The 19,752-nt window shown below is 47.3% G+C and carries 20 protein-coding genes and 1 tRNA gene; 12 read left to right on the top strand and 9 right to left on the bottom strand.

What is annotated here, in order from left to right; translation table 11 throughout:
- Positions 1-20: 20 nt before the first annotated feature.
- Positions 21-536: a hypothetical protein gene (locus HZF10_RS12395; protein WP_176006537.1), complete on the top strand. Its 516-nt coding sequence runs from the start codon at positions 21-23 to the stop codon at positions 534-536.
- Positions 536-1,177, top strand: a complete 642-nt coding sequence (locus HZF10_RS12390) for an O-methyltransferase (protein WP_176006536.1) — start codon at positions 536-538, stop codon at positions 1,175-1,177. Before HZF10_RS12395 ends, HZF10_RS12390 begins: the two co-directional genes overlap by 1 nt.
- Here HZF10_RS12390 and HZF10_RS12385 read toward each other — a convergent pair.
- From HZF10_RS12385 to HZF10_RS12355, 7 genes are all read right to left on the bottom strand, one after another.
- Positions 1,133-1,750 carry a phosphatase PAP2 family protein gene (locus HZF10_RS12385; protein WP_176006535.1) on the bottom strand — a complete coding sequence of 206 codons (618 nt, stop codon included), beginning with the start codon at positions 1,748-1,750 and terminating at the stop codon, positions 1,133-1,135. The two genes, HZF10_RS12390 and HZF10_RS12385, sit on opposite strands and share 45 nt — an antisense overlap.
- Positions 1,747-2,073: a Sec-independent protein translocase subunit TatA/TatB gene (locus HZF10_RS12380; RefSeq protein ID WP_176006534.1), complete on the bottom strand. Its 327-nt coding sequence runs from the start codon at positions 2,071-2,073 to the stop codon at positions 1,747-1,749. The genes HZF10_RS12385 and HZF10_RS12380 overlap by 4 nt, the downstream gene beginning before the upstream one ends.
- Positions 2,074-2,145: 72 nt before the next feature.
- Positions 2,146-4,383: a M1 family metallopeptidase gene (locus HZF10_RS12375; protein WP_176006533.1), complete on the bottom strand. Its 2,238-nt coding sequence runs from the start codon at positions 4,381-4,383 to the stop codon at positions 2,146-2,148.
- A gap of 87 nt (positions 4,384-4,470) precedes the next feature.
- Positions 4,471-4,971 carry a DUF6702 family protein gene (locus HZF10_RS12370; protein ID WP_176006532.1) on the bottom strand — a complete coding sequence of 167 codons (501 nt, stop codon included), beginning with the start codon at positions 4,969-4,971 and terminating at the stop codon, positions 4,471-4,473.
- Between the two features lie 9 nt (positions 4,972-4,980).
- On the bottom strand, positions 4,981-5,664 hold the full coding sequence (locus tag HZF10_RS12365) for a hypothetical protein (protein ID WP_176006531.1): 684 nt from the start codon (positions 5,662-5,664) through the stop codon (positions 4,981-4,983).
- A gap of 40 nt (positions 5,665-5,704) precedes the next feature.
- Positions 5,705-6,442, bottom strand: coding sequence for a peptidase associated/transthyretin-like domain-containing protein (locus HZF10_RS12360; RefSeq protein WP_176006530.1), 738 nt, complete (start codon positions 6,440-6,442; stop codon positions 5,705-5,707).
- A gap of 10 nt (positions 6,443-6,452) precedes the next feature.
- Positions 6,453-7,205 (bottom strand): hypothetical protein, encoded by a 753-nt coding sequence (locus HZF10_RS12355; protein ID WP_176006529.1) that lies wholly within the window; start codon positions 7,203-7,205, stop codon positions 6,453-6,455.
- Positions 7,206-7,333: 128 nt separating this feature from the next.
- Between HZF10_RS12355 and pepE the strand changes: the two genes are divergently transcribed.
- Positions 7,334-8,044, top strand: a complete 711-nt coding sequence (gene pepE, locus HZF10_RS12350) for a dipeptidase PepE (protein WP_176006528.1) — start codon at positions 7,334-7,336, stop codon at positions 8,042-8,044.
- 110 nt (positions 8,045-8,154) lie between these two features.
- Here pepE and HZF10_RS12345 read toward each other — a convergent pair.
- Positions 8,155-8,227 (bottom strand) — tRNA-Gly (locus HZF10_RS12345).
- A 194-nt stretch (positions 8,228-8,421) separates the two neighbouring features.
- On the opposite strand from HZF10_RS12345, the gene HZF10_RS12340 reads away from it, so the two are divergent.
- Positions 8,422-8,859 carry a GNAT family N-acetyltransferase gene (locus HZF10_RS12340; protein ID WP_176006527.1) on the top strand — a complete coding sequence of 146 codons (438 nt, stop codon included), beginning with the start codon at positions 8,422-8,424 and terminating at the stop codon, positions 8,857-8,859.
- Positions 8,860-8,865: 6 nt separating this feature from the next.
- The gene (locus tag HZF10_RS12335; protein ID WP_176006526.1) at positions 8,866-10,443 is read left to right on the top strand and encodes a L,D-transpeptidase family protein; all 1,578 of its coding nucleotides are present in this window, start codon (positions 8,866-8,868) and stop codon (positions 10,441-10,443) included.
- Here HZF10_RS12335 and HZF10_RS12330 read toward each other — a convergent pair.
- A complete protein-coding gene (locus HZF10_RS12330; RefSeq protein WP_176006525.1) occupies positions 10,432-11,145 on the bottom strand; it encodes a murein L,D-transpeptidase catalytic domain family protein in 714 nt (237 codons plus the stop codon). The two genes, HZF10_RS12335 and HZF10_RS12330, sit on opposite strands and share 12 nt — an antisense overlap.
- A gap of 271 nt (positions 11,146-11,416) precedes the next feature.
- Here HZF10_RS12330 and HZF10_RS12325 point away from each other — a divergent pair, with 271 nt between their 5' ends.
- From HZF10_RS12325 to apaG, 7 genes are all read left to right on the top strand, one after another.
- Positions 11,417-13,819, top strand: a complete 2,403-nt coding sequence (locus tag HZF10_RS12325) for a DUF5916 domain-containing protein (RefSeq protein WP_176006524.1) — start codon at positions 11,417-11,419, stop codon at positions 13,817-13,819.
- A 69-nt stretch (positions 13,820-13,888) separates the two neighbouring features.
- Positions 13,889-15,406 carry a 2,3-bisphosphoglycerate-independent phosphoglycerate mutase gene (gpmI, locus tag HZF10_RS12320; RefSeq protein WP_176006523.1) on the top strand — a complete coding sequence of 506 codons (1,518 nt, stop codon included), beginning with the start codon at positions 13,889-13,891 and terminating at the stop codon, positions 15,404-15,406.
- Between the two features lie 65 nt (positions 15,407-15,471).
- Positions 15,472-16,089 carry a thioredoxin family protein gene (locus HZF10_RS12315; protein ID WP_176006522.1) on the top strand — a complete coding sequence of 206 codons (618 nt, stop codon included), beginning with the start codon at positions 15,472-15,474 and terminating at the stop codon, positions 16,087-16,089.
- 153 nt (positions 16,090-16,242) lie between these two features.
- Entirely contained in the window at positions 16,243-17,064 is an 822-nt protein-coding gene (map, locus tag HZF10_RS12310) for a type I methionyl aminopeptidase (protein ID WP_176006521.1), read from the top strand.
- Positions 17,064-17,831 carry a class I SAM-dependent methyltransferase gene (locus tag HZF10_RS12305; RefSeq protein ID WP_176006520.1) on the top strand — a complete coding sequence of 256 codons (768 nt, stop codon included), beginning with the start codon at positions 17,064-17,066 and terminating at the stop codon, positions 17,829-17,831. The genes map and HZF10_RS12305 overlap by 1 nt, the downstream gene beginning before the upstream one ends.
- Positions 17,832-17,919: 88 nt before the next feature.
- On the top strand, positions 17,920-19,170 hold the full coding sequence (locus HZF10_RS12300) for a type IX secretion system plug protein (RefSeq protein WP_176006519.1): 1,251 nt from the start codon (positions 17,920-17,922) through the stop codon (positions 19,168-19,170).
- A 72-nt stretch (positions 19,171-19,242) separates the two neighbouring features.
- Entirely contained in the window at positions 19,243-19,629 is a 387-nt protein-coding gene (gene apaG, locus HZF10_RS12295) for a Co2+/Mg2+ efflux facilitator ApaG/CorD (protein WP_176006518.1), read from the top strand.
- Positions 19,630-19,752 lie beyond the last annotated feature (123 nt).

Genomic DNA, 19,752 nt, shown 5'->3' with positions numbered 1-19,752 from the left:
ACTTTGGAAAAAACCATCCGATGCAATTCAAATACCTGTTTATCGCATTGATCGCCACGATTCCAGTTTCGTCCCAAGTACAAAAAGTGGGATATTCCGAAAAAGGAGATTACACCCTACTCTATTACTCGGTCAAAAATATCGACACGGTCAAAATCCCGGGCAATTGGGAACGCGACAAACGCGACCTCGCAACTTCAGTTTACCTGACGAATCCGCATAGCGACATCGCGTTTTACATCGACACCAAAAACAAGAAATACGCATCGGCTGCCAACGAGGCCGAAGCACTCAAATTATACGTAGCCGACAAAACCCACAAAATCAAAAAATCCTGGGAAATCGAGCTGCTCGACACCGACAACGAAACCTATCAACTGTATAAAATCAAAGGTTTGCGCCATCCCGACGGCAATCAGGTCGCACTTTTGGGAAGTCGCGGCAAATACGTGTACAACATCGTATGTTATGGCGCGATCGACGACAATCTCAAATCTGAATTCCTTATCCGATTATTCAAAAACACCACTCCGTAATGCATTTCATTTCCGAAGAACTCGAACTCTATACAGAAAACCATTCTCAGGACGAGCCGCAGTTGTTGGCTGAACTCAACCGTGAAACCCATCAGAAAATCCTGCAGCCGAGAATGCTAAGCGGGCATTTGCAGGGACGCGTTTTGAGTATGCTGTCGAAAATCATCAGACCTCAAAGCATCCTCGAGATCGGGACGTTTACGGGTTATGCTACTTTATGCCTCGCGGAAGGATTACAGCAAAACGGCACGATCGATACATTAGACAACAACGAGGAATTATTTGACTTCCAACGCAAATATTTCGATCGCTCCCAATGGAAAGACCAGATTTTCCAACACCTAGGCAACGCGCTCGACATCATTCCGACGTTGGGTAAAAAATACGATTTGGTGTTCATCGACGCCGACAAACAGAACTACGCGAATTATTTCGAAATCGTCGTTCCGATGATGACCAAAGGCGGCATAATCCTTTCGGACAACGTGTTATGGAGCGGAAAGGTGCTCGAAGAAGTCAAAGCGAACGACAAAAGCACGATCGCACTGCTCGATTACAACAAAATGCTCAAGGAAGACCCGAGAGTGGAAACGGTTTTATTGCCCATCCGCGACGGGCTCACTGTTAGTCGGGTTATCTAGATTCGATTTTTGGTCGGGAAAGAAACGGTTGCGCAAATACGCGTACACGTAAAGCATGATCGTTCCCATAAGCAATCCCCAAGCGTAACCGCACAAAATATCGCCCGGATAATGCAATCCGAGGTAAATGCGGCTGTATGCAAAAATTAACGGCCACAGGAAAAAGAAGCCCATGTATTTGAGATACGGACGCAACACGCGGTAGCTGAAAAAAGCCACGGCCATCGAATTCGACGCATGTCCCGATATAAAACTGAAGGATTTCCTTTTTTGCACGGCGCGGATCAAATCGGCCAAATCAGGGTCGCTTCCCGGTCTTAGCCTTTGGAAACCGTTTTTGAAAAGATTCGTGGTCTGATCGGTCAACGTGATCAACAATGCGATACAAATGACGACCAAAAGCGCGTGCCTCCAACCTAAACGTTTAAATGCCAAATATAGGATGACCGCGAAAATCGGGATCCAACTCGTGAATTTGGTGATGATGAGCCACAATCCGTCATAGGTTTCGGAACCCAGACTGTTGAGCCAGATAAAAACGTGTTGGTCTAAATCGATTAGCTTGTCGATCATCGCCCCTGGCGTTTGATAGGACCCGAAGCGATTTCGTCGATTTCCTGTTTGGTTTTCTCAAGATCGGCCGAATTGCTCATCAAGCTTTCCTTGGCCTTATCGATTTCGGAATTGATATTGCTCTTGATGTCGAACAACGACTTGTCAAGACCGTTGGCTTCGGCTCCTTTGTTGATCTCGCTTTTGATTTCGTTCGTCGCATCCTTTAGTTGACGCATGCCTTTTCCTAAAGCGCGCGCCATTTCGGGGATTTTATCCGATCCGAACAACATCAACACGACAAAAATTATGAAAATCAATTCGCCTCCGCCTATTCCGAACATGATAAAGATTTTAGGTATTTGGCAAAGGTACGAACTTACGCACGTCGCGGTTTGCCGTTAACAAAATTTTCGTCAGTCGAATTTGGATTTCACGGCTTCTTTAGGCCAGGTGTTGTTCGAGACATCGATGTCGGCCGTTTCTTCTTTCGAATCGATCTGGATTTTGGAAACCGCTTTCTTCACCGCAAAAACACGTGAAACTTCTGCGTCGCTCTTTCTCCAGATTTGGGCCGGGAACGTATAATCTTCAGTAGTTCCGTCCTCGAAAGTCAACTGCACGATAAGCGGCATGACCAAACCTCCGGGCTTGTTGAAACTCACTTCGTAGAAATACTTCGGATTGTCGAGTTTGGCGCGTTGTTCTGCCGTGAAATTAGCCTCGAGATATTCGTTGAGCGGCTGAACTTCTTTGGCATCGAACGCCTTTTTCATTTCGGGTTTGAAGTTCGCGTCGCCTTCCGCGACCATATACACTAGCGGTCCGGCCATTTGGCGTCGGTTGCGTCGGTTCACTTCGGGTTTGTCGAAATCTTTGGGTTTTTCGGCCGAAACGTAATATTGCTTGACTTCTTTGATGCCGATGTCGTTGAAATCGGTGGTGTAGAACCAGCCTCTCCAGAACCAGTCGAGATCGGTTCCCGAAGCGTCTTCCATCGTACGGAAGAAATCATCAGGCGTCGGATGCTTGAACTTCCAACGGTTCGCATACGTTTTGAACGCATAATCGAACAAATCGTGTCCGAGGATCGTCTCACGCAAAATATTCAAAGCGGTCGCCGGCTTGCCATAAGCGTTGTTCCCGAACGACTTGATGCTCTCGGAATTCGTCATGATCGGCTCAAGCCCAGATTGCGCGCCGCTCATATACGGAACGATTTTCTTTGCAGGCCCGCGATCGGCCGGGAAATTCGGATCGAACGAGGTTTCGGCCAAATATTCCATGAAGGTGTTCAGACCTTCGTCCATCCACGTCCATTGACGTTCGTCCGAATTCACGATCATCGGGAAGAAATTGTGCCCGACTTCGTGGATGATTACGCCTAGCATGCCATATTTGGTGCGGTCGGTGTATTTTCCGTCGGCATCGGGACGACCGAAATTCCAACAGATCATCGGATATTCCATGCCCTGATCCTGCGCATTTACCGAAATCGCCTTCGGATACGGAAAATCGAATGTATATTTCGAATACGACTTCAACGTGTGGGCGACGGCGCGGGTCGAATATTCTTCCCAAAGCGGATTGCCTTCTTTCGGATATAGCGATTCGGCCATCACGACGCGATCGCCGAACTTGACGGCCATCATGTCGCAAATGAATTTTCTTGAAGTCGAAATCCCGAAATCACGTACGTTTTCGGCTTTGAATTTCCAGGTTTTCTTCTTGTCGGAAAAGCCTTTTTCGATTTCGGTCGCTTCGGCTTGCGTACGAATGATTACCGGTTTGTCGAACGATTTGGTCGCAAGTTCGTAACGCTTCATTTCCTCGTCCGTATACACGTCTTTGCGGTTTTGGAGAACACCCGTCGCATCGAGGAAATGGTCGGCCGGAACGGTGATGTTCACTTCGAAATCCCCGAATGGAAGTGCGAATTCGCCTGCGCCCCAAAACTGCATGTTCTGCCAGCCTTCGACGTCGTTATACACCGCCATGCGCGGATAGAACTGCGCCAAAACGTATAATTTGTTCTTGTCTTTTTCGAAGTATTCGTAGCCAGAACGTCCGCCGTCTTTCATGTAATTGTTGATATTGTACCACCATTTCACCGAAAACGAGATTTTTTCGCCGTGCTTCAAAGGCGTAGGCAGATCGATGCGCATCATGGTTTGGTTCACAGTGTATTTCAACGCCTTCCCTGACGCGTCTTTTACATGTTCGATGTTGAATCCGCCGTCGAAACCTTCTTCGAGGTATTTACGCGAGAATCCGGAAACGCTGACGGCTTTGTCGGCTTTGGTACTTTCCTGGAGCGGACTCAAGGACGTACGCGACTTTTCGTTCTGGTCGAGCTGCATCCACAAATATTCGAGCGGTTCCTGCGCATTGTTGTGATAGGTAATGGTTTCTACTCCCGACAATTTTGCATTCTTGTCGTCGAGTTCGATATCCATTTTGTAATCGGCTTTTTGCTGATAGTAGGCCGGACCCGGTGCGCCCGCGGCCGTTCGGTACATATTTGGGGTTGCCAACAAGTCGTACATCTGACGGAACTTGTTCTCATCCGTATGGCCTTGTTCTTTTGGTTTTGGGGTTTCCTGGGCAACGACGCTCACGGCGCAAAGCAACAGTAGGCTGGAAAGTATCTTCATAGGTTCAAAAACGGCAATTTAAGGATTTTATTCGGCTTGGTTTTTCATTCTAAACCTCAAAGGTTTTGAAAACCTTTGAGGTTTCCATCAAAACTCCAATTTCCCCGACGGTTCGTCTATCGTCAGCAATAAGTTCTGTTTATTGCCGCCGACGTTCGTTTGTATGATATTTTGCTGTTCCGTTACAAAATCGAACAGCACTTTGTTGGTGCAGGCCAATGTTTTGATATTCGCAATATCGGTAATGCGATAATACCCGACGATTACGTTGTTTTCCATTTCGTAACTGCGGTAATCGAGCGATTCCGATTTTCCGTTGACGGCGATGCGGAAATTCTCGAAAATGTATTTGTTCATCAACGCGACTTCATCTTCACCTACATTCTTTTCGCCCAAATGGAATTTCTTCTTGAACTTTTTTTCGAGAGCGGAGTTCAGGTCGTCGACGAAAATCCGTGTCGTGATCTGCAACATTTTCTTGTCGGACGCGTAGTTGAGTTGGTAAATCCCAACGTAGAACTTATGCGTCCACGAGCAAATAGAGAATAAGACGATGACAAAAATGCCTATGAAACTAAGTTTTTTCATTCGACAAAATTACGGTTTCCCGGAAACTTGGCTTTCTTTTTCTTCCTGGGCGATCAACTCGATGTAAGTAGGCGCGAGTTGTGAAATGCGTTGCAACAAAGCCACTTTGTTCTTCAATTCCAATGCTTTGACCGCTTCCGGATCGTCTATGCAGTAATATTGGAAGCCTTTGACGTAATCGGCCGGGATTTTAAGCCTTTGGATGTAAAGCGAATCGTCGAATTGGTAACGCAGTTTTTCCATTAACCCTTCCTTTCTTTCGACCTTGACCTGCTTCTTGAGCATTTTCGTACGACCACTTATCGCATTGGCCAAAATATCGACCGGGCCCGAAGTCGCCGTATAGAGTTTTCGCTCGGAAGGCGTGTATTTCTTTTGTCCTTTCGGGACGAGGCCCAAATCTTCGGGATTGAGGTTTTTATTGACGACGACTTCATCGAGTTGCACCGCTTTCGGGATCAAAACGATGGTAATGACTTTCTTTTTGACATCCTCATCCCGAACCAGATAACGTTTGTACTCGTAATTTTCTGACGGAAACACTAACATCTCATCGGGTTTCGCATGCATCGTGAATTCGCCCAAGGCATTGCTCACGGCGGTTTTCTCGGAAACGATGTTGACGACCTTTACGTTCACGGCCGCAATCGAATCGGTCGAAACCAAACGGAATTTGAGCTCTTGACCTTTCATATAGAACGATCCGAGAAACAATACTAAAAAAAGAAGTGGGTTATTTGGTTTCAAACGCATGAAGTTCGTTGTATTTCTGTGCTAAAGCGACCAAGCAAAAATCGAGCCTGGCTTTAACTCCGGCATCCAAAGCGGCAACCGCATTGGCGTCGTCGATCGCGTAGTATTGGAAGCCTTCCACATAATCTGCTGGAATCTTGAGGTTGTCCGTAAAGTATTTTTGCTGATAAAGGCTTTTGAGTTTTTTAAGATTCCTTTCCTTCTTTTCAGTTTTGAGGTCTTTTTTGAGCATCGTCGTGCGTCCCGTGATGGCGTTGATGATCGGATCGATCGGAATCGACAATCCCGCTACCATTCCGACGAACATTTCGGGCTTGAATTCGCCCGCTTGTTTCAAACGTCTTTCGGCAACCGTATATTTTTTTTGCCCTTTCGGCACGATTCCCAAATCTTCGGGATTGATGTCTTTGTTGACGACGACTTCTTCCAGCTCTATCGGTTTCGAAATCAATTTCACTTCGAAATATCCTTTGGCGATGTCGTCGCTGTCTACAATGTGCCGTTTGTATTCGTAACTCGGAGACGAAAAAATGATCAGGTCGTCTTCTTTGGCCGAAATCTGGAATTCACCGTTGGAGTTGGTCGCCGTGACTTTTTCTGTCACGAGATTCATCACCTGTATGTTCGAAATCCCCAAACCATCGACGATCGTCTTTCCTTTGAGCACGATTTCTCTCTGCTGTGCGAAAACACTACAGGCCGATATGAAAAAAATCAAGAGTATAACATCAATTTTTCTCACTCTTCAACGTCTTTCGGTAATTGGTCGCGAGCACGCCAAGCTGCAGTTCGATCTGCTCCTTGTTGTCGGTTTCGAGCGCCTTGAGGAATTTTTGGTCGTCTACGGAATAATACAAGAATCCGTCGACATGCGAATTCGGGACTTTTAGCGTATCGGTAAAATACACACGCTCGTAACGTTCTAGAAGGCGTTGTTTCCACATGAGTTTTTTCTCGACCTCGGCTTCTTTTTTGAGTTGGTCTTCACGGCCCGAAAGTTTGTTCAGGTAACGATCCGTCGCTACGGCAGTATAAGCCTTGTCGGGATCGCGCTGCTCTTTGGACGTTTGTCCTTGTGCCAACCTGCGCTCTTGGGGCGTGTATTTTTTTCCGACAGGAATGCCCAACGCTTCAGAGTTGATCTTGTTCCCGTCCACTTTGACCTCGGCCAATTGCGTACCCACGGGGTCGAGGTCGATCACCAAAGTCTCTTCATCCATATCGAAAGCGGTAATCACCATTTTCCTTGTGATGATTTCTACGCCTTTAAACATGAGCGTATCGCCTTTTTTGACGTTTACCGTAAAGAAACCGCCAGGGGTTGTCGTGGTTTTTTCGCCCGTTTGCATGTTGGTGATCTTGACTTCGTCCCTTTCGGCCACGAGGTTTCCGATCATCGCTTTACCCGGAAGCGGTTTGCGTTTTTGCGCCACCGTGGTCAGGCACAACAAAAGTGAGAAAAGCAGCACGAACCGTTTCATGTTAAGGTGATTGAGTATTATTGAGGTAAAATTATTCGAGAACTTCGGAAAATGCTCACAAGTTTATGTTAATTCAAACCGCTTGGCATCGTACTGCATTTTTAAGATAAATCTCCGAACTTTACCACATGAAAAAACTCATCATCGCAAGCACTTCGACGCTGCACGGCGGCAACTACCTTGAATATATCCTACCCGAACTCACGCATTTCTTCGAAGGAAAAAAATCGCTGCTTTTTATTCCGTATGCAAGGCCTGGCGGTATTTCGCACGATGAATATACGGCAAAAGTACGTGAGGCTTTTTCCCAAATCGGGATGTCGGTTTCGGGTTTGCACGAATACGGGAATCTAATAGAAGCCATAAAATCGGCAGAAGCCATTTTCACGGGTGGCGGAAATACGTTCCTACTCGTAAGCCAGCTTTATAAGTTTAAAGTGATGGATGTTTTGGCCGAAACCGTCAAAAGCGGCACGCCCTATCTCGGAAGCAGCGCCGGAAGCAACATCACCGGATTGACGATGCAGACCACGAACGACATGCCGATCATCTATCCGCCAGATTTCAGGACTTTAGGGCTGATTCCTTTCAACCTGAACCCACATTATCTCGATGCCGATTTGCAGTCGAAACACATGGGCGAAACCCGCGAAACCAGAATCAAGGAATTCCACCAGTTCAATTCGATACCTGTTTTGGGATTGCGCGAAGGCAGTTGGCTCGAGGTTAAAGGCGAAACGATCATTCTTAAGGGTGATTTGAGTGCGCGATTGTTCCGTCAGGGAAAAGAGGCCGAAGAATTGGCGGCGGGATCTGATGTGAGTCTTATTGGCCGATGAGGCCACGCAGGAGCGTTTTATACAAACCTCAAAGGTTTTAAAAACCTTTGAGGTTTACAAAAACAAATATTTAAAAAACAAAAAAGCCCTAGATTTCTCTAAGGCTTTTGAGCGGAAGACGAGGCTCGAACTCGCGACAACCAGCTTGGAAGGCTGGAGCTCTACCAACTGAGCTACTTCCGCTTTTATCTCACCAAACCCTTATTTTGATAGGTGTTCGATGATTTTCAATTGTGGGTGCAAATATAAGTCAGAAGATTTCGTAAATGCAAGTTTTTCGATAAAAATTTTCAAGTTTTTTTGGTTCGTAAATCCACTCAAACCCTATATCGTTGCTTGCTAATTTGTTATACCTTTAAACCAAAACCCAAACGACCATGCCCGAAATTCGCGAAATAAGCTCGACGGAAACCTATGTGGTGCGCCATCCTGTTTTGCGTCCGGGCAAACCGATGGAGACGTGTCGGTTCGACGGTGACGATTTGGGCAACACCACACATTTCGGCCTTTACGAGAACGGAGAGATCGCGGGAGTCGCGTCGCTTTTCAGGAATTCGCATCCGGCATTCAACGAATTCAGGCAGTTCCAATTGAGAGGAATGGCCGTACTTGAGGAATTTCAGGGCCGGAGTTTCGGACAGGCTTTGGTCGATGCGGCCGAAGACAAGGCCAGACGTGCCGCCGCCGACCTCATTTGGTTCAACGCGCGCCTGATTGCGGTCGGATTTTACGAAAAAATGGGATACAAGATTACGGGGAAACCTTTCGAAATCGGCGACATCGGGCCGCATTATGTGATGTTCAAGAGAATGTAGTGGCCTATGCGGAAAATTTTACTCCTTACCTTTTTGGCGGTTGCCGTGCTCGGATGCAAGAAAGATCCGAAATCGAAACCCAAAACCGACGAACCACTTGTGAAACACGAACCGGGAAGCGTCCTTTTTGATTCGTCCGAAGTCGTGAAATTAGAAGACAAGCAACTCACGGCATTCTATCGGGCGCAAAATTTCCATACGTTTTGGGTCGATTCGACAAAGCGCAAAAAAGCCGAAACGATTTTGGCCGAAGCCGAGAAATACGGTTTGGACCCGAAGGATTATTATCTCGAAAAAATCCGCAAATACGAAAAGAAATACCTCGATTTGAGCCAGGACGACCATTTGACGTACGATTTCCTGCTCACGCAATCGGTGCGCAGATTCATGATCCACGTATCTTGCGGAAAACTCAATCCGTACCATATCTATCCGAATTGGGATTTGGCGCAGCCGTCGTTCAACGTCAACAAAACCTTGGCCGAAGCGGTTTCGGGCGATTCATTGCCGAAAGTCATATCGAAGATCGAACCTCAGCACGTCGTCTATAAAAGATTGAAAAAAGCGCTCGCCTACCTCGATACTTTCGGGAAAGACACTTTGAAGCAAATCGTTTTCACCGAGAAAATAAAAAGAGGCGATTCGTCCGAAAACGTGATCCGCATCAAACGCCGCCTCATGTTTTGGCGCGACATGGAAAGAACCGACAGCATCTCGCCTTGGTACGATCGCAAAACGGCCAATGCGATGAAGAAATTCCAATTGCGCCACGGACTGATTCCCGACGGAATCGCCGGGGCCGGAACGGTGGCCGCACTCAATTTCACCAAAATCCAAAGGAAACAGCAAGTGATCGTGAATTTGGAGCGTTGGCGCTGGTTTCCGCACGAAATGGGAAGACAGTACGTGATCGTGAACATTCCCGATTATCGTTTGAGAGTGATCAAAAATGGGGATACGGTCGATACGAGGCGCGTAGTCGTCGGCAAAGAAAAAAGACGGACGCCGGTGCTTTCATCGACTTTTACCGACGTAATCCTGAACCCGACATGGACGGTTCCGCCTACGATCATCAAGGAAGATTTAGGTCCGGACGCGGCGAAAGACACGAATTATTTCCGAAATCGTCGCCTCAAGATTTTCAATTCCAAAGGCGAAGAAATCCCGTCATCGAAATGGAATTCGGCAAAACCCAACAATTACAGGTATGTCCAAGATCCCGGAGACGACAATTCGCTGGGCAACGTGAAGTTCAATTTCAGGAATCGGTTTACGGTGTACCTGCACGACACCAACCACCGCGATTATTTCAGCAGGAATTACAGAAGTTTGAGTTCGGGCTGCGTCCGCGTACAAAATCCGTTGCCGTTGGCCGCTTACCTGATCAACGATTCGATTAGATGGAACCTCGACAAAATAAATGAGGTGGTCGCCACAAAGGAAACCACCTACATCAGATTAAAAGATAAGACACGCATCCATCAATTGTATTGGACGGCGTGGATGAACAAGCGCGGCGAACTCGAATTCCGTGAGGATATCTACAATTACGACGCCGACCTGTTTAAGCGTTTACGACAATAGTTTTTCGAAGTTCTTTTCTCCGGACGGGTGATAAATGAACAACAACGACTTTCCTTTAATTGTCGAAATGATCTCTTTGGTCAATTCCTGCGGAAGCGCCGGACAACCCTGGCTTCTACCAAGTCTTCTGTGAGCCGAAATGAACGATTCCGAAACATAATCGGCAGCGTGCATCACCACGCCACGAGCACGTGCATGATCGTTCACGCCGGGTTGCAATCCGTCGAGTTTTAACGATTGGCCGTGTTTTCCGTTGTAGATTTCACCGGTCGCGTAAAACCCAAGGCTGCTCATGTTCGATTCGGAACGGTTCGAGAATTTGGTCGCGAATTCATCGCCAGTATTGCGTCCGTGCGCACAAAGCGAGTTGAACAACACGGTATTTGTAGCCAAATCGATTACCCAAAGTCGCTTGGTGTTAGACGACATGGTAAAATCGATAACCGTCAGTATATCTTTCGATACCGTACCATTCGCTCTCAGCTTGTAAAAACCTTCGAGCGCTTTGTAGAAACTTTGCTTGGTCGGGAGGGAAAATTTTCCTGCATTAAGCGTTCCGTACACATTCTCAATCTTCATTTCCATGGCCGACTTGGTCGTAGTGGCGATGGCCTTCTTCACGGGTTCCTCTGTCTTGCCTGGTGTTGCAGATGTAAATGCGAACGCGGCTGCCAGAAGGACGGGGAAAATTCTGTAAATCATTGAACTTGTTATGTTTAAATTAGATTCTGGGGACGCCAAAAATAGGAATTAAAAACTACCATCCAAACTTTTTTACAAAAAAATTGTCGATTAACGGCAAAATTTGTCGACGAAAAGCATTTCGTAACAGTCTCAAAAGTTTGCCGAGACGTGGTTTTTATTCAAAATTTTCGGAGTGAAGTGTAATAACGGCCTGAATTGCATTTTATTGTAAAATAATTGTTATTTAGATTTAAATACTACATTTGTTTCACCAAACGCCCCGAACAAAATGACCCGGTTTGCAGCAATTTCAGCTTTCTTACTACTCCTGTTTTGCCAATTCGCTGCAGGTCAGAAAAAAACGCTACAGGCCGTTTCTGTTACCGAAAACATTACGATAAACGGAAAATTGGACGAAGCGGCTTGGGAAGCGGCGCCTATCGCAACAGACTTTATCATGTTCGAGCCCGACAACGGCAAACCCATCGATCCATCCAAAAAAACCGACGTAAAGGTGTTGTACGACAATCAGGCGATTTACATCGGCGCAGTCATGTACGACGACGAACCCCACAAAATGCTAAAGGAAATTACCGAACGCGACGATTTCGGAACTTCGGAACACTTCGGCATCTTCATCAACGGTTTCAACGACGGTCAACAGGATTATCGCTTTTTCGTCAGCGCAGCCGGTGTGCAGATGGATGCTTTGGCCACGGAAGCCAACGAAGATTTTTCGTGGAACGCGATCTGGTCGAGCCATGTGCAGATGACCGAATTCGGTTGGGTTGCCGAAATCCGTATTCCTTATGCCGCATTGCGCTTTTCGAACGAAGCCAAACAAACTTGGGGACTCAACTTTTACCGAGAATTGCGTCGTTACCGCCAGAAATACACCTGGAACAGGATCGACACGAAAATCGGCGCGATCATTCCGCAGGCCGGTCTTTTGGAAGGCATCGAAAACATCAAGCCGCCCACGCGATTGTTTTTCATCCCATACGCTTCCTATTATTACGATTATACCGACCACGAATCGAACAACACGTTCAAGGCCGGGCTCGACATCAAATACGGCATAAACGATTCGTTTACTTTGGATGCGATCTTGGTTCCCGATTTCGGGCAGACGCGTTTCGACAACGTCGTTTTGAACCTCTCGCCTTTCGAGCAGCAATTCAACGAAAACCGTCCGTTTTTTACCGAAGGCACCGATTTGTTCAACAAAGGTTCTCTTTTGTATTCGAGGCGTATCGGAGGCCCGCCGTCGGTTTCCCCTACGATAGCCGACAACGAGACGATCGTAGACATGCCCAACACCGTCGATCTTATAAACGCCGTAAAACTTTCGGGACGTACCAAAGGCGGACTCGGCGTCGGGATTTTGAACGCCGTCACCGAAAGGACGACGGCCATCGTACGCAACACCGACACTCAAGCGCAACGCGATGTAGTTGTCGAACCGCTTACGAATTACAATTTGCTCGTGCTCGACCAGCGTTTCCGCGGCAATTCGTCGGTTTCGCTTGTCAATGCGAACACGACGAGAAACGGAAGTTACCGGGATGCGAACGTCACGGCTTTGGTTTGGGATTTGAACACGAAGAAGAACACATACAAACTCGCGGGCGATTTCAAATACAGCCATATCAACGAAGCCGACGATTACGACGGGTTCAAGACGGCTTTGAATTTCATCAAGACGCACGGCCATCACCGTTACGATTTGCTCGCGAAGTACATTTCGAAAGACTACGACATCAACGATTTGGGCATCGCGTTCATCAACAATTACTACAATTTCTACGCGAATTACAATTACAGGATTTTGAATCCGACGAAAAATTTCAACAGTTTCCGTTTCGATTTGTCGTCATCCGTCGAATTCCAGAACCAGACCGGAAAAACCCAGGATTATTATTGGGTCGCCTCGACTAATTTCAGCAGCCGCAAGAACGATTACTGGAATTTTTCGGCCAATGTGCGTCCGATGATCACGTACGATTTCTATCAGCCGCGCGTTTCGGGGCGTTATTCGTACAATCCGCGCGCCGCTTCGTTCAGCGCGTTGTTTTCATCCAATTACAACCGCAAATTCGCGATCGACATCAATCCGTACGCGAGTTTCATGGACGAGACCGACCGCAACGTTTTCGAAATGTACATAAGTCCGCGTTATCGCGTGAACGACCGCGTGTTGTTGATCCTTTCGGGCGATTACATCTTCCACACCAACGACCGTGGTTATGTCGACCAGACCAACGGCGATATCGTGTTTGGTGAACGCGACCGCAAGACGTTGGTCGGAGAACTCTCGGGTCGTTATTCGATCAACAACAAGATGACATTCAACGTGACGGCGCGTTATTATTGGAGCTATGCCGAATACGACGAGCTTTTCACATTGCGCGACGACGGTTTTCTCAACTACCAGACAAACGATCCGGCAGCGGTTTCTCCTTACGACGAGAACCTCAACCTTTGGAACTTCGACCTCACATATTCGTGGTGGTTTGCGCCAGCGAGCCAGATTTCGGTGTTGTATCGCAACAACGCTTTGGACTATCGTTCGACGATCGAGAACAATTTGGGGCGCAACTTCGACAATTTGTTCTCGAACAACCTGAATTCGGTGTTTTCGGTGAGCATCCGTTACTTCGTCGATTACAATTCGTTGAGACGCAAATCTTAACGAACAATTTGCAGGCAGGCATTCCGCTCGGGTTTCAAATGCCTTATCTTTGTGGAAAACCTCTAAGACATGAATAACAAAGTAATCCTGATGATTCTGGACGGTTGGGGAATTGCGCCCGACAAGAAGGTTTCAGCACCCGATAACGCCAACGTTCCTTTCATCAATTCGCTTTCCCTGAAATACGCTCACGCGACTTTGCGTACCGACGGACTCAATGTCGGCTTGCCCGAAGGCCAGATGGGAAATTCCGAAGTCGGGCACATGAATCTCGGTGCCGGGCGTATCATTTACCAAGATCTCGTAAAAATCAATTTGGCGGTCGAAGACGGTTCTATCGCAAACGAAAAACCGCTTGTGGACGCGTTCCGATATGCCAAAGACCATAATAAAGACGTGCATTTGCTCGGATTGGTTTCCGACGGAGGCGTGCATTCCCACATCAACCACGTTAAAGGTCTTGTCGATGCAGCCGATGCGTTCGGACTCAAAAACGTGTTCGTCCATGCGTTTACCGACGGACGCGACGTAGACCCGAAATCGGGAGCGTTTTTCATAGGCGACCTGAAGCATCATCTTGAAAACAAGTCGGCCAAAATCGCTTCAGTCGTCGGACGCTATTATGCGATGGATCGCGACAAACGTTGGGAACGCGTGCGAAAAGCGTATGATTTGCTCGTACACGGCATCGGAACACCGACTACCGATGTCATCCACAGCATTCACGACAGCTACGAAAACGGCATCACCGACGAATTCATCGAGCCGATCGTGGTGACCGACGACAACCAAAAACCGCTTACTACGATCAAGGACGGAGACGTCGTGATTTTCTTCAACTTCCGCACAGACCGCGGACGTCAGCTTACCGAAGCCTTGTCTCAACAGGATTTCCACGAACAGAACATGCACAAGCTCGATCTGTATTATGTGACGATGACCAATTACGACGACACGTTCCAAAATATCCACGTGGTTTACGACAAAGACAATTTGACCGAGACGCTTGGGGAAATCGTTTCGAAAGCAGGTAAAAAACAGATTCGTATTGCCGAAACCGAGAAATATCCGCACGTGACGTTCTTCTTTTCGGGCGGACGCGAAGAACCTTTCGAAGGCGAATCCCGAATCCTCAGAAATTCCCCGAAAGTCGCCACATACGACCTGCAACCCGAAATGAGCGCTTACGAACTCGCCGATGCGCTTGTTCCCGAACTCGAGAAACAAGAAGTCGATTTCGTGTGTCTGAACTTTGCGAATGGCGACATGGTCGGACACACAGGCGTGATGGAAGCCGCGATCAAAGCGTGCGAAGCCGTAGACAAATGCGCCGAAAAAGTGATCACCGCCGCTTTGGCGAACGGATACTCGACTATCGTGATCGCCGACCACGGAAACTGCGAAACGATGATCAATCCCGACGGAAGCCCGAATACCGCTCACACTACGAATCCGGTACCGATCATTTTGGTCGATCCGGACCGCAGACACATCAACGACGGGATTTTGGGCGACATCGCCCCGACGATCCTCGACATGATGGGCATCGCGAAACCCGAAGCGATGACCAGACATTCTTTGCTTTAAAAAAAACGCCACGAATTACACGAATCCATTAGTGATATTCGTGTAATTCGTGGCTATCTCTAAACATGAAAAAGCTACTATTTTTTGCAGCTTCGTTGCTCATCATCGGATGCAAAACCACCCAAAAAACCACCCAAAGAGTGAAAACTCCCGAAGTGACATCCCAAAAACCATCTACCGGATTGCTTGCGACCACGACCGAAGGCGATCTGCTCGGGCAAGGCGAAGTACAGGATTTACTGCGCACGCCTTTCCGCAATTGGTTCGCTCCTGGTTACGACAATTACAAGCCCGATGCGGCGACCGTGACCAAATTGCGCGATTTGACCAACGGCATTTCCATCAAGATTTTTATGGGAACCTGGTGCGAGGACAGCCAAAACCAAGTGCCGAAATTCTTCAAGATCTTGCACGACGCAGGTTTTGACAAACAGGATGTGACGCTGATTTTCGTCGACAAGGACAAAACCACGCCAGAAAAACTCGAAGCCGGTTTGAACATCACGAACGTTCCGACGTTCATTTTCTACAAAACGACGCAATCCGGAGGAAAAAAAGGCCCGAAAGGCGAACCGAAAACCAAAGAACTCAACCGTATCGTAGAATCGCCACGCGAGACTTTGGAAAAGGACATGCTCAAAATCCTATCCAACCAAGGCTATAAGCATAGTTACTTGGAATAGTTGGGGATTTCGACGAAGGAGAAATCTGATTAGCTAAAATCTCTTTTTTGCTGAAATGCCGAATAATCAGGCCGAGATTCCTCCTTCGTCGGAATCCACCGCATTGCAAACTCATTTGAAAGTTGTAATTTTGCGCTCTAATATTTTGACTTCATGATTATCCCTAAAACCCGCGAACAGATTGAACTCATGCGTGAAAGCGCGTTGCTGGTTTCTAAAACTTTGGGCATGCTCGCCAGCGAGATCAAACCCGGCGTCACGACGTTGCAGCTCGACAAAATGGCCGAACAGTTCATACGCGACCACGATGCCGTTCCAGGATTTTTAGGGCTTTACGGATGTCCGTCATCTATTCTTACGAGCGTGAATGAAGCCGTCGTGCACGGTTTGCCGAATGACCGCGCGATCGAGGAAGGCGATATCATCTCGCTTGACTGCGGCGTGCTTAAAAACGGCTATTACGGCGATCACGCCTATACTTTCGAAGTCGGAGAAGTCGCTCCAGCCACCAAAAAACTGCTTCAGGTAACCAAGGAATCGCTTTATATCGGAATCCGCGAATTCAAAGCCGGAAACCGCGTTGGCGATGTGGCGAACGCGATCCAGGCCTATACCGAAAGCTTCGGATATGGCGTCGTACGCGAACTCGTCGGTCACGGGCTCGGCACCAAAATGCACGAAGAACCCGAAATGCCGAACTACGGAAAACGCGGCAAAGGCAAAATGTTCGTCGAAGGTATGGTCGTGGCCATCGAACCGATGATCAACATGGGCGTGCGCAACATCAAAACCCTGAAAGACGGTTGGACGATCGTGACTGCCGACAAAAAACCGAGCGCCCACTTTGAACACAACGTCGCGATCGTAGACGGAAAACCGGAATTGCTTTCGACTTTCGCCTACGTGTACAAAGCGTTAGGCATCGAAAGCGACGAGGAAAACGAGTTCAGACGCGAAGCTTTGGTGTTGTCGTAATGAAAAAAATCTTCAAATTCATCCTCAATACGATTCCGCGCCCGATCTTGATTAGATTGAGCTATGTCGCGCGTCCGTTGATTTCGATTTTACTTAGCGGCGATAAATTCACCGATCCCATCGACGGCAAGAGTTTCAGGAAATTCCTTCCGTACGGATACGGAAAACAGCGCGAGAACGTACTTTCGCCAAGCACGCTTTCGTTGGAGCGCCATCGTTTGCTTTGGTTATACCTGAAAGAGGAGACCGATTTTTTCACCGCTCCCAAAAAAGTGTTGCATTTCGCGCCCGAACAGGCTTTCTACAAGCTTTTCCGCGAACAGAAAAACCTCGATTACACGACTACGGATTTATTTTCTCCTTTGGCCGACGTGAAAGCCGATATTTGCGATTTGCCGTTCAACGACAATCAATACGATTTGATTTTGTGCAATCACGTGCTCGAACACATTCCCGACGACACCAAAGCGATGCAGGAATTGTTCCGTGTGATGAAACCCGGAGGAATGGGCATTTTCCAGATTCCACAGGATTTGAAAAGGGAACATACTTTCGAGGACGATTCGATCACCGATCCGAAACAACGCGCCGAAATCTTTGGTCAATACGACCATGTCCGCGTGTACGGACGTGATTATTTCGACAAACTGCGCAGCATCGGGTTCACAGTAGTCGAGGAAGATTACACGAAAAAAATCTCTCCGGAAATGGTCGAACGCTATTGTTTGGCTCCGGGCGAAATCATTCCGGTCGTGTTCAAGCCGTAATAGACGCGACAAAATATCTTTGCGTTTTTCGCCGTTAACACTTCGATTCGTCTTTTTCCTATATTTACGAATCTCAATCTTCAGCCAAATGACAAAATTCCTATCGGCGGCTTTTCTGTTGCTTTTCGCTTCTGTATCGGCCCAAGTTCAAACCGAGATCCAGGCGCCATACAACATACGTACGATCATGTTCAACCAGTCGAGCGGGCAGAACACGATTCCGATATTTTTACTCAACGATTCATTTACGCTCCAGTTCGATGATTTGTACGGGAACGAAGCCAATTACTATTACCAGATCGTGCATTGCGATTACGATTGGCAACCGTCGAACCTTGTGAAGAGCGAGTATTTGTCTGGGTTTGACGATTTGAGGATTCAGACGTATACGAACTCGTTCAACACGCTCCAGATTTATTCGCACTACATGGTTTCTTTCCCTAATCGGCAGACGCAATTGCGACTCAGCGGTAATTACATGCTCAAAATCCTTAACGAAGATCGCGATGTCGTCTTTTCGAGAAAATTCATCCTATACGAAGACTTGGTTTCGGTGCCTTTGCAAGTAAAGCGCGCGCGTACTATCGATATGATGCCTCACATGCACAACATGGATTTTTCGATAAAGTCGCAGGCGATCGTTTTCCAGAATCCGCTAAAGAACGTCAAGGTCATGCTGATGCAGAACGGGCGTTTCGACAACGCGATCATCAACGTAAAGCCGCAATATACCATCGGCAACGATTTGATTTACAAATACGACAAGGAAACGCAATTTTACGGCGGCAACGAGTTTCTGTATTTCGAGAACAAGGATGTGCGTGCGGCGGCGTATAACGTAGCGAAAATCGACTCGAACGGTTCGCTTTACAATGCGTATCTGTTTCCGAGTGAAGCGCGTACCGATAAAGCCTACACGTATTATCCGGACCAGAACGGGAACTTCATCCCGATGGTCGTCAATCGCGACAATCCGGCCGTCGAAGCCGATTACGTTTGGGTGTATTTCAGTTTGTCAGCGCCTTCTTATTTCGGTAAAAACGACATTTACGTGAACGGGATGTTCAACAATTTCCAGCATACGCCAGAGTTTAAGCTCGAGTACGACGAGGCATCGAAATTGTATAAAAAAGCGATCTTGATCAAACAAGGTTTTACGAATTTCCAATACGAGATCGCCGACAAGAACGGCAAGATCGACAGCGCAAATGCCATCGATGGGAATTTCTGGCAAACCGAATCGAATTATTTCGTGATGGTATATTATCGAGAGAACAATTCGCGTTATGATCGTGTAATCGGCAAAGGCGCTGCTAGCTCAACCGACATCACCAACTAAAAATTAACCTTGAGTATCACGCATCTACGCATATTTTTGTAAATTTGCGCTACACTTTTCCCAAGTACATTAATGGTTTCACAAATTACAAGAGGCATAAAAATTTCGGTCGGGACGACTTTTGAAGGCACGTACTTCAAGAATCACCGCATCCATTATGCATTCAGTTACCACGTGACCATAGAAAACCACGGTAAGGATTCCGTTCAACTCACATCGCGCCATTGGGACATACTCGACTCGTTGAACGATCCCGAAACCGTCGACGGTGAAGGTGTGATCGGGAAAAAACCGGTGTTGAAACCAGGCGAAACCCATACGTATAGCTCGGGCTGCCTTCTCGCGTCTCCTTTCGGTGCGATGCGTGGGTACTTCAATATGATCAACTTCACCTCTACACGCAGTTTTCGTGTGATCGTGCCTACTTTTAAATTGAGCGCGCCATTTGCGTTGAATTGAGTTTTCCAAGATTTTCAGATTATCAGATTTTTGGATTATCAGATATTGACCCAATGAAAATCTAACGTTATTCTTGTGAATTCTTCCTGATCTGACTTTTTCCGATTCTGACAATCCGAAAAT

It is taken from the genome of Flavobacterium agri (assembly GCF_013401995.1).
Lineage (GTDB): Bacteria > Bacteroidota > Bacteroidia > Flavobacteriales > Flavobacteriaceae > Flavobacterium > Flavobacterium agri.
This window is presented reverse-complemented; position numbering and strand designations above follow the sequence as displayed.